Origin of the sequence: Pseudoalteromonas sp. SMS1 (genome assembly GCF_021530565.1) — a bacterium.
Taxonomy (GTDB): Bacteria; Pseudomonadota; Gammaproteobacteria; order Enterobacterales; family Alteromonadaceae; genus Pseudoalteromonas.
This window is the reverse complement of the sequence record NZ_JAKGBI010000011.1, coordinates 159850-171752: the sequence shown is the minus strand read 5'-3', so window position 1 is coordinate 171752 and position 11903 is coordinate 159850. Positions and strand designations below refer to the sequence as shown.

At 41.3% G+C, this 11903-nt stretch carries 6 protein-coding genes; 5 read left to right on the top strand and 1 reads right to left on the bottom strand.

Translation table 11 applies throughout. The annotated features are described in order from the left end of the window. Nucleotides 1–2: 2 nt before the first annotated feature. From hpaB to L1286_RS13130, 4 genes are all read left to right on the top strand, one after another. Nucleotides 3–1544: a 4-hydroxyphenylacetate 3-monooxygenase, oxygenase component gene (gene hpaB / locus L1286_RS13145; protein ID WP_235407513.1), complete on the top strand. Its 1542-nt coding sequence runs from the start codon at nucleotides 3–5 to the stop codon at nucleotides 1542–1544. 264 nt (nucleotides 1545–1808) lie between these two features. Continuing rightward, a complete protein-coding gene (locus L1286_RS13140) occupies nucleotides 1809–3821 on the top strand; it encodes a DUF3857 domain-containing protein (protein ID WP_235407512.1) in 2013 nt (670 codons plus the stop codon). Between the two features lie 3 nt (nucleotides 3822–3824). Beyond that, complete coding sequence (locus L1286_RS13135; RefSeq protein WP_235407511.1) at nucleotides 3825–4949, top strand: hypothetical protein; 1125 nt, start codon at nucleotides 3825–3827, stop codon at nucleotides 4947–4949. A gap of 897 nt (nucleotides 4950–5846) precedes the next feature. After that, on the top strand, nucleotides 5847–8654 hold the full coding sequence (locus tag L1286_RS13130) for a TonB-dependent receptor plug domain-containing protein (RefSeq protein ID WP_235407510.1): 2808 nt from the start codon (nucleotides 5847–5849) through the stop codon (nucleotides 8652–8654). A 79-nt stretch (nucleotides 8655–8733) separates the two neighbouring features. Here the strand turns inward: L1286_RS13130 and L1286_RS13125 are convergent, their stop codons facing one another. Continuing rightward, complete coding sequence (locus L1286_RS13125) at nucleotides 8734–10482, bottom strand: hypothetical protein (RefSeq protein ID WP_235407509.1); 1749 nt, start codon at nucleotides 10480–10482, stop codon at nucleotides 8734–8736. Between the two features lie 390 nt (nucleotides 10483–10872). On the opposite strand from L1286_RS13125, the gene L1286_RS13120 reads away from it, so the two are divergent. Then, entirely contained in the window at nucleotides 10873–11769 is an 897-nt protein-coding gene (locus L1286_RS13120) for a hypothetical protein (protein ID WP_235407508.1), read from the top strand. The last annotated feature ends 134 nt before the right edge of the window (nucleotides 11770–11903 follow it).

The following is an 11903-nucleotide window of genomic DNA, read 5'->3' as shown; positions in this document are numbered from 1 at the left end:
TTATGTGGCCAGAAAATTATAAAAAAGAGAGTAATCGGCCTCTTACCGGTGATGAGTACTTAGCAAGCTTACGGGATGATAGGGAGGTGTATATTAATGGCGAGCGTGTTAAAGATATTACAACTCACCCAGCTTTTAAAAACTCAGCCAGATCAATAGCCAATCTCTATGACGCATTGCACGACCCTGAGCATAAAGATAAGTTATGTTGGGAAACAGACACCGGTAATGGTGGGTATACACATAAGTTTTTTCGTTACCCAAGAAGTGGTGAGGAGCTGGCTGAGCAGCAAGTTGCCATTGAACATTGGTCACGATTAACGTATGGCTGGATGGGAAGAACCCCTGACTACAAAGCCGCATTTGGTAATGTATTAGGTGCAAATGTTGAATGGTATGGTGAGTATGCTCAAAATGCTCAGAATTGGTACAATCGTATACAAGAGTCTTGCTTGTACTTGAACCATGCGATTGTGAACCCACCCGTTGATAGAGACAAACCGCTTAACGAGGTAAAGGATGTATATGTTCGGGTTGAAAAAGAAACCCCAGACGGAATATACGTAAGTGGTGCCAAGGTCGTTGCGACCAACTCAGCGTTAACGCATTATACTTTTATTGGACAGGGGTCGGCGCAAGTCATGGGTGAGAATCCAGAAATGGCGCTGATGTTTTTATGTAGTATGAATGCCCCAGGGATGAAACTTGTGTGTCGCGGCTCTTATGAGCTTGCTGCTAAGGAGTTAGGTAACCCGTTTGATTTCCCACTATCGAGCCGTTTTGATGAAAATGACGCGATCTTAATTCTAGACAATGTGTTTATCCCCAAAGAAAACATCTTTATAAATCAGGATGTAGATACCTGTCGCAGATGGTTTGCTGAGGGGGGCTTTGGTCGACTATTCCCGATGCAAGGTGCGATTAGGTTTGGCGTAAAACTAGACTTCTTAGCTGGGCTATTGAAAAAATCGTTAGAGTGTACAGGCACAATTGATTACCGTGGTGTACAGGCGCAAATGGGGCAAGTCGTGGCTTGGCGTAATATGATTTGGTCATGTATTCGGGCCATGCACGCAAAACCAGAAGCATGGCAATCAGGCTGTATGCTACCAAATAATGATGCACTTCATGCTTATCGTGTTTTTGCGCCCCAAGCGTATAGTGAAATCGTCAATATTGTGAAGTCAACAGTCGCCAGTGGTTTAATCTATTTGCCTTCGGGACATAAAGATATCTCCAATGACTATATCAATGAGTACCTAAATCGTTATGTTAGAGGCTCAAATGGCATTGATTCTACAGAGCGAATTAAAATACTTAAGCTAATGTGGGATGCCATTGGCAGTGAGTTTGGCGGTCGCCATGAATTGTATGAACTGAATTATGCAGGCAGTGCTGAGGAAGTCAGGATGCAGTGTTTCCGTCACGCAAAAGTGTCGGGTAATATGGCAAAAATGACGGATATGGTCGAACAGTGTATGTCTGACTATGACGAAAATGGTTGGGCAGAGTCGCTTAAATATAATGAACCGGTGGGAGTCTAACGCGCCTTAAACGCTTATTACTAATACCTATCGAAAGTGGCCAATTGACTAAGTTATATCGCTTGTCATTGGCCGCTTACTTTTATTTCAATCAAGAGATACTTTACACTTAACCTGAGTAACCCAGACAACTTTTTTGCCACAGGCGCATGAAAAATTCGCGTTTTTTTGCACTTAAAAGCCTTGCTATTAAATTGGTTCTATGGGTACAGTACTTCGTTTTACTATTACCGCTATTATCGGATAAACCTAAAGAAGTCGCTCATGGTTAGAAAACTTCCCATTTATATCACAATGCTGTTATTTTTTGCCGTAGGACTGCAGGCAAATACAGTTGATGTTAAACCTCAAGTTGAATTTACAGCCCAACCTAGTTGGGTTAAAACCGTTGATTTAGCTAAGATGCCCACACAAATAGAAAAGCCAATGCATTATCGATTGTTCGATAGGCAAATTAACACAGAAGATAATTTTGGCTATTTTTTGCGTAGTCGTTACAAGTTCACCGACAGTGCCGGTGTCCAAGACAACGCTTCTATCCGAATTAGATTTAACCCTGCTTTTGAAACACTCACTTTTCATAAAGTACATGTTTTTCGTGGCGATGAATTGGTACAAAGTGTAGGTAAGGAACAATTAAAAATTATCAACGCGGAAGACGAACAGCAGAGTAACTTGTACTCAGGAGAATATGAGGCACTGATCCTGCTGAAGGATATCCGAGTCGGTGATGAACTTGAGTATAGCTACACTCGTTATGGGCAAAACCCCGTTTTTAATGGAAACTTTGGACACTTCGCCAGTTTTGGTTGGGGAGTTGATATAGACAAAGTAACATTTAGTCTGCAAGTAGAGACGGCAAGAAAGTTACAAGTCAAAGCGACCCGAGACAGCTTACAACCTGTGATAAAAAGCGCAGAAAAAAGCACCACTTATTCAATCGAAGTATTAAACAACAAGAAAATAATCGCCGATAGTGATATGCCGTCTTGGTATACACCATATCCTTACGTGCAATTCTCTCAATATCAAGATTGGGCGCAATTGAAGGCCTGGGCAAATGGTTTATTTGAAAATACGCAGGTGACAGACAAAGGGTTGCAATCTTATATCACCCACCTACAGAGCATGGACAAACATGCCGCATTGAATGAGGCCATTAGGTTTACACAAGAGGACATTCGATATTTAGGATTAGAATTGGGTGTGAATTCTCACCTTCCGCGCAGTCCTGACGACGTCTTCAAGCATCGTTATGGCGATTGCAAAGACAAAGCGCTATTACTGAGTGTACTGCTGGACGCTGTAGACATAAAAGCATCCCCTATGTTGGTGTCTTCAGTGGAGCGTGCAGAAATATCCAGTTATTTACCTACGCATCAGGCGTTTAATCATGTGATTAATCGAATTGAGTACAATGGTAGCTATTACTTTGTAGATGCGACGATGTCATATCAAGGCCGTGATATTGAGACGCTTTACCAGCCAGACTTTGGCAAAGGGTTATTGATTGATGAATCAAAGACAACGGTAATTGATGCCACGCCAACGAAGCGAAATAGCACAGTTTTAATTGAAGAAGACCTGTTCTCTGCGAGCTATTTTTCTCCTGTTGTTTGGCGGATCAAAACGACGATGCAAGGGGCGGATGCGGAGAGTTTTCGATATCGCTTCGCGACGCAAGGCATTGATAAAATCGCCAATGATTATGCTAACTATTACGCAAATAGCTATCCTAGCCTAGAAGTTGAAAACGCGATGCAAGTTGCTGATGACCCAGTTTCAAACACGGTGGTGGTTGAAGAGTATTATTCAGTGTCTGATTATTGGTACATTAATGAAAAAAATGAGGCTGAGTTCGGGTTTTATGCCAACTATCCCCATGACTACACTAAGTTACCAAAATCAGTACGAAGGTCTTCACCATTACACTTAAACTTTCCAATCGATATAAAGCATGTTGTGTCGTTTCATTTGCCAGAAGATATTGATTTTAGTCGCCAAGCATTTGATGAAAAGGTGAGCAGTGAATATATTCAGTACCACTCTCAATTAAGGTATGACAAAAAACGCCTTACATTGACAAACCAATACCGAAGCTTGGCGTCGTACGTTCCAAAAGCTGATGTGGCAAAACATATTTCAAACTTAAAAAAAGTCAACGAGCTCAATGGGTTTTGGGGAATGGTGACAAATGTTGTTGAGCGTCCTATCGATGAACAATTTGATGCGATGCTCAACAAAATCAAGCAGAGCGCACAGCAAACTGGGGATTAATGAATGTTTAAGAATAACTATGTTGTCATTGCTCTTACCTTGTTGAGTGTTTTACTTGTAGGGTGTAAAAGTAACAATGCACAAACGATACAAGCGCCTAAACCCACGTTAGTGAATAAGGGGGAGCGCCTTTCACCATACCAGCTTAATAATCGATTCCTTTCTGTGCTTGAACAAGATGGGGTTACGGTAGGGGCGTCGTCGTTTATCGACGCAAATGTCACTCTGAAGCATTACAAAGAGGTGTATGACAAACAAACCCAAGTAAACGGAAAAGTATTTACTAAAGGCATAATTAAAGGGTTAAAGACCTTAAACGCGCTGGGTGGATTCAATTACTTAGGTACTGAAGAAGTACGTAAAGGCTTTTGGCGTAGTTTTTACCGATTAGAAACCGAAGTGGGAGGCGCGTTATATTTTCATCTTGTGTGGCGCGAAGAACAAAACTTAACTGATGTGAAATTTGAAAGCCTATGGCAGAGTATTTTGGGATTTGCCGCCATAGCCAATTCACAAAACAAGCTGGCAAAGACCGAGCGAGAAATCTTTGCAAAAATTTCAGAAAGTTTATTAAACAAAGATTTTACACTTGCATTGTCGCAATTAAATAGCTTGTCAGACAGCGCTAGAGAGAATGAGCTAGTCCAGATTACTCTATTGAGGTTAGCGCGATTAGAACAAAGTGAACAGTCACATTTGTTTGTTGAGGAGCTAGCTAAGCAAATAAAACCAGAACACCGCAAGAGTATGGGCTGGCTTGATTTTTACAGGCGAAAAAAGGCGTACAAAGATGCGTTTGAAGTGTTGAATAACGCACCTGAGATCATCAAAAATGATGCGTTTTTTATTCTAGAGAAAAGCTCAATTTATCTTGAAGTTGGTGATTACCACGCTGTTTGGCAGGGGATTTACGATTTGTTTTATTTGGGTGGAGAAGACTTTGTAAACTATGTATTTGCCGCACAACTTGCCATTGAAATGAAAGAATTTGAGCATGCTGTTCAAATCTTAAGTGTGGCAGAAGCAAAGTATGAAGTTAACTTGCTTGAAAAAGACCTAGCACAATTAGATGATGGTATTGAGTTTGTTAACTCTGCGGCATTTAAAAAGTGGCGCGCTAAGGGGTAACCAATTACATTCACATACGGCCAAGTCACTCGGTATTGATCTGGGCGAGCCCTTCGGGGCTCAATCTCTATATCTTCCTTTAAATACGCCATTTCATTTAAGTTGACTCATCGAAATAATGCCCATACTCTAATTTTGAGACTGGTACATTGGGGTTAGCAGTTTATTTGCTGAGACTGATGAAACTGCTCAAGTAACTATGATTAATCAATTTAAGGAATGAAGAAATGAAACTAGTGATCAATAAAAAAAAGATGAAAAATTTGTCTATTGAAAATAAGACATTACCGTTAAAAAATACACCACAAATCGGGGGCGCGGCGAATTTTAATTCCTTTGAAGTGTGCCCAACCTACGATGCAAGATGTACCAGTAATTACCTATCAAAAGCGTGTTAATTCTCTGATATTTAAACTGTATTTATATTTTACTGGCATGTCACAACCTGTGTGATATGCCGACCACAGGTTTAATCATTACGATCATCACGTTAGGACATAATACCTCAACCTCAATAGATTCAATTTTTATTAAATTCATCTGACGTTGCTGTCAATAACAGGTTTTTCTTTGCCTAATTAGTCCAAGTTCTGAGTATAAATAATTTCATACCTGATTAAGTGCAACATGTATTTTGATGCTTTTTCCACACGATAAAATAATTATTTTATCGATCACTATTTAACTTGAAAGCGCTAACTATGCGCTATATGCATTTATCGTATATATATATTCTAAAGGATACTTTATTGGAACGTTCCTATTGGTGCTTAAATAACAATAAGCACTTCTGAGATAGTCAGGCTGTGCAACCGTCAAGTAGTTAGATTTCCAATAAACAGAATATGAGAAGGAAATTTAATTATTAGTTTGGAACGTTCCTGTGAGAGAAGAAAAATGAAGAAAACATCATTCTTATACAACTTGATATCCATAGCCATATTTAGCTCGTTTGCGCCTTACCAAGCACATGCCAACGACTCAGCAGAAAATGAGGTTGAAAAAATAGTCGTAACAGGATCACGTATAGCGCGAACGAACCTAGTGTCTGCCGGTGCTGTTACAGTGATTGATAAAGAGGCGATAAAGGCCAGCCCATACAAGAACATAGGTGATATTCTACAAACTATGACGGTTTCTCAGCCCACCGAAAACTCATTGAGCGCAAATGGCAGTGGGGCTGTGAGGTTTAACTTACGGGGCATCGGTACCAATAGAACGCTGGTGCTATTAAACAGCAAGCGTCTACCGTATGGGGGGAAAGGGGCGGACTCTTCAGTAGACCTTGGAGCGATCCCGACCAGTATTGTCGAGCGAGTTGAGGTGCTGATGGATGGGGCATCCGCAATTTATGGATCCGATGCCATCGCAGGTGTTGTGAATATCATCACCAAAAAAGATTTTGATGGGCTCGAAGTCAGTGCAAGCTATGGGAATAATACGGATTTTGATGGTGCTAAAAAGCACATAGAAATGGTATCTGGCTTTGCCGCAGACAAGGGGAGTGTGACGTTCTCAGCGAGTTACTCTGAAGATGATGTCATTTATTCTAAAGACATCCCGTTCTCTGAAGCGCCAGTCGCGCTGCAAAATGATGGGTCATTGTTACCTGATGGTAGCTATTGGCTTCCGTGGACTGCGGTCACCGATCCTGATGGTAGACGTTTGACTCAGGGCCCTGATTATGGCGAATTTCATGAATACACAAGTGCAGACTCTTATAACTACTTCGAGCAGTCATTTCTTCAGCAGCCTACTGAGGTTTACAGTATGTCGGCATTTGCCAATTATGATGTTGGACAGGCGTTTAGTTCAGAAAATGTGGTTTTAGATTTTGAAGTACTGTACACCCACAGAAACAATGACTCCAACTCGGCAGCACAGCCTTTAATCCCTTGGATTGGGGGCTATGACGATATCCCTATCTCCAAAGACAACTACTTTAATCAGCAGTTTGGCCCGAAAGATGCGAATGGCAACAGCTATGATATCTACAAATGGTCGAAGCGAATGAATGAGTTTGGCCCTCGTCAAAGCCGGTTTGATGCAAACCAATTCCATATTGCGTTGGGTTTAAGCGGTGATTTTGACGATGTCTGGTCTTGGCAGGCTGGGTATACGTTTGGTCGTTATGAAAGCCAAGAAACACGTGAAGGGGTATTTAACTGGGCACGAGTACGAGAGGCTGTTGGCCCAACGCATTTCGATGAAAGTGGCACATTGCGATGTGGTATCGGCCCAGAGGTGGTGAAGTTTATTTCATCCACGTGTGTGCCACTCAATATCTTTTTGCAACCAGGTGAAACCCAACCTGAGGGGGCCATGGAATACGTTTCCGGAGATTGGTCAAACGTGAGCTACGGTTATTCATCTATCAAAACAGCAACTTTCGATGTCACGGGCACTCTGATGTCCCTGCCTGCGGGTGAGGTGGGTATTGCAACCGGTGTGAGCTATATGGCGCTTGAAGGCAGAAAACAAACTGACAGCAACGCGGTTCATGCAATGACAACAGATGGAAATGGTAGACCAACAGGCGGGGGTTACAATGTATCTGAAGCGTATATCGAACTCAATATTCCTTTACTTAAAGATGTACCATTTGTTGAGGCGCTGGAGCTTAACCTTGCAAGTCGTTACTCCAATTATAGTACCGGTGCTGGAAATACAACGAATTCTAAAGCGTCTATCTTCTGGACGGTTAATGATGATTTCAGCGTGCGCTCTACAATCAGCCAAGCATTCAGGGCTGCCAACATCCAAGAGTTGTTTAAGGGCCAATTACCGTCATTTGAAAATGGCACTGATCCTTGTAAAACTGGCGCAGAAGGTCCAATCAGGCCGCTTACTCAAGAAAATGACGCAGGATGTTTAAGAACTGGCGCGCCCGCTTCTGGTTTTAGAGATGGTTTGGATATGATTAGGACCAATACGGGCGGTAACCCCAATCTTGAGCCTGAAACGGCCGTGATCAAGACATTGGGCCTTGTTTTTACACCGCAAATGCTTGATGGATTCTCTTTAACGTTTGATTACTATGATATTGAGTTAGAGAACACCATTTCCACATTCAGAGCGCAAAGAAAAATTGAGCTATGTAATGAAACTGGCGATTTCTGTGATGATATACATCGTTATCAATCAGGGCCACTGAAAGGCGTACTGTTGGGGGTAGATACTTATAACGAAAACCTAAACGCATCGCACTATCGTGGTATTGATAGCGAAGCATACTATAAGTTTAGAACATCTCAATATGGCGACTTTAGAGTTGGTGTCAACTGGCACCGTGCGCTCAAGCATGAGATCAGCATCTTTGATGGGGGTGTGACGGACTACGTTGGTACAGATTCCTCTAATGGTGGGTTTCAGCCAAAAAACAAGATGAACTTCAGCGTTAATTGGCAGTATGACAATATTTCGGCGAATTGGTTTACGTACTATTTAGGTGAAGCAGAAACTGATGGGCGCCCAGAGCAAGGCGAACCAACTAAATACACAATTGATGGTTGGTCATATTCTAACATCAATGTGAATTACATCGCTTCGGACCAATGGGAGTACGCTTTGGGGATCAATAATGTCTTCAATACTGAACCTAGAAGGGTCATGCGTAGATCGGCCGGTAATACGAACTCGATTGGCGCATACAGCGCTGCATTTTTAGGTACAACCTTCTATATTCGTGCCAAGTACACGTTTTAACAAACTCTAAATTCTCCCAAAACAAAGCGCCCTAGGTTGGTAATAACCTAGGGCGCTTATTCGTCTGTTTAATACATTCTTAGTTGGTCTTTTTCACGTTCATCTTCACGTCAGTGATTAAGCCTTGGCCGTTCGCATCAAATGCAATGTGCATTTGGTACCCATCGCCAAACAAGTCATGTATTTCTTCTGGCATTTGTTCACCTGCAATTTTAGATCCTTTTTCTATCAAAGGAACTAACTTTGTCGTATCTACGCCAAAAGTGATCAGGCCATTTGCTTCGACCACTTGTGTTGTCAAAGCATCGGCATGCTTCTTCGCATCATCCCCTGTGTACAAAGCAATATGCTGGCCTTTTAATGCCATATAAACTGGGTTATCAAGTTGATAGTCTGGCGGTAAGTAACCGTTTACTTCTATCGGTGTCCCGTCAGCTGGGAGGTTCATACTTGATAACTCTGGAGCAAAACTTTTAGCCATATTAAATAGGGCTGTGGCATCGTCCGCTGAGAGTGTGACAAGTCCATTCAGTTTAGAGAACTCAATGTCTCCAGGTTGGTCTGTTTTTTCTGCAATATCAAGATCAAAAATACTAAAGCTCACCCCTTGCAAAGAGCCAAGCATACCTGTCGCCATAGCCAACATTGCAGGATTAGCATCTTTGCTTTGTGCCTGTGCCATTAGGAGTGGCTCACACGAGAACTCAGCACTTGAGAATGCGGCCCAAATTGTATTGACAGTCGGTGAAAGCTGCGAGGCGTTCAACGCGAGACCAAAAGTCACTAACCCATTGTCAGTATTCTGTGTATGCGCTGGTACAAACCCTCTTAAGTTTGAAATCGCGTTTAGAATTTTTTGATCTGCAGAAGCGATAATACTTGAAGCTTCAAAATAGGCCTGTTCAGCAGTGATTTCAAAGTGTTTAGAGCCTGAAATAACCGCTGGCCATTTGTTTGCCATGTCTGAAAAGTCTTTTTGACATGCTTCATTGCGGACTAAATCGAGCGCATTAGCGCTACCTGTTAATGCTAAGATATTATCCAGCATTTTCACGGCAGTGCTCTGAGGATCTTTGGCAGTGATCGCATCCACTAACAGTTTGTTGTCAAGGTAACCAAGCGAAGAGCCATCGAACTGATAATCTTTAATGTAACGCTCGACTTTACCTGTGGTCGCTAAACTTTTGGCTGGCTTAGTGATAGCCAAAGCAACTTTCAAATCTTCAGCGCTATTGAATGGCGTATCCGCTGTTAAGGTTGTCCATTTACCTTGATTTGCTAAAACAAGGTCGAATACTCTTTGACCCTCATGTTCGATAGTGAACTTAGTAACCGGCGTGCCATCGACATCACTTTCTTGGTACGCAATACCTGCTTTATCGGCAGCACCAATCAGCGTCTTTTTGAATGCTGCTACATTACCTAACTCTGCACGCATGACAGGTAACAATCCAACAGTATATGACAATAGTTTTAGTTCATTGTCAGCACCCCAAATATCCGCAAAGGCCGCTGATGATTCAAGGCTAACTGCGTATTGTTCAACTAAACTCAATAAAAATAACGCGTTTTTATCAAGTTCAGCCTCCTGTGCTTTCATTTCTTCAACAAACGTAGTTACCTGATAGTTGTATTTCAAAGCGTCAGGTAATACATCTAAATAGTTTAGATAAGGGAAGCTCTCTAGCTGTGACCAAAAAAAGATACTGTCTGCCGGTACATAGTCTAACTGAGGGAGTGGCGTGTACCCTTTTTCTTGTTGCGAAACCACATAGGCACCAGAAGCGATAGCTGCGCCAGTCACTGTGGCAAGAAGAAGCTTTTTCATATTTGACTCCATTTTGTCGTCGTTTGTCCAAATTATGCTAATGATACCAAGTTAAAGAAAAATAAAACACTCAACAGGGATATCTAAAAACTCAATGATGCGCAACATGCGTGCTTTGTCTAAATCATGTACAAAATGATAAGGCTACCTTATCACGATCACCTTGATGTCCTTTTCTGTAGCAAGCTTTGGGTATTTATTGCACATGCGTACGTTTAAAACCGATAGTGATGGATACGCTGTGTAGAGGCGGGTCTTGATTTTTAATGTTATCCATCGGTGCTTTTATGTTTTACATAACATAAAGTATAAGGCGATAATAGAAATTGATTTATATATGTAATTTATTATATAAGAAATTATTCAGGTTTATTTTTGTGAGGGGTATAAATGATGTCAAGCCAAGAAAGGCAAATTAAGTTATTGAATGACATGTATAATGAAGTGCGGGGAATGCGCGAAGCCAACTGGTTGGCTGAACCTGAATATGGCTGTGCTGCTACTTTGGGTCAAGAGCAAACAAAAGTAGAAAAATATGAAAAGTTTCGAAAGCAATTATTAGAATTAAATCCTAACTATTTAGAATCCGAATTTTTCATTATTAACCAATATGGAGAGAAGCTCACTTTTCGTCAGGCGCAGGATATTATAAATGTTAAGATTAATGCTTTTGAAAGTGGAAATAAAAGGCGTCAGAAATTAAAAGAACAAGCGATCAAAGTAGACAATGAACGTCAAGCACAGCGCTTAAAAGCGCAAGAAGAAATAAACAAATATCAAAGCCAAAGACAAACTGTGACCGCACTCAAACAGGCATTGGCTCCTTGGCGCGTACCAGAGATAAAGCTGCAAACTGAAGAGTCAGAAACCCAGCGGCATGAGCGGCTTCACACGCTTGCGCAGCAGCATCAATTTATCAGTTATATCGATAGCTTCAAGGAAGTATATCAAGCGTTGTCGATAGGCGTAGAGCTGACTGAACTTAAAAAGTATGCTTTGGTACCAGAGCAAGATCATGCGTTGTATTCTTTACTGTGTTGGGTCGACAAATTTGCCATTTTCCAAGGTACCGAACGCAATAGCTCACCTGGCTCCAACTTTTCTCGATTAATTGCCGTGGTTTGTAATAATGCAACTTACTATGAACGCTTTAGCATACTTAAAAACGCGGTATATACAATAAAAGACAAACGTAGGTTTCGTGTGAAAATTTCAACGGAACAAGATTTTCAATTAGAAAATGCGGAACAAGAAATATTAATATATGAATATATCGGTAGTTGCTAATTGCTATTTCTAATTGTTTGTTATTTTTTTGATAATATTAATGTGAGATTTATTTTTTTGACCTTGTTAATAGATTGACCTCGTGTTAGCTTGCGTTCGGTTTTTGCAAGCTATTATTGTTTGTTTTTTTATAT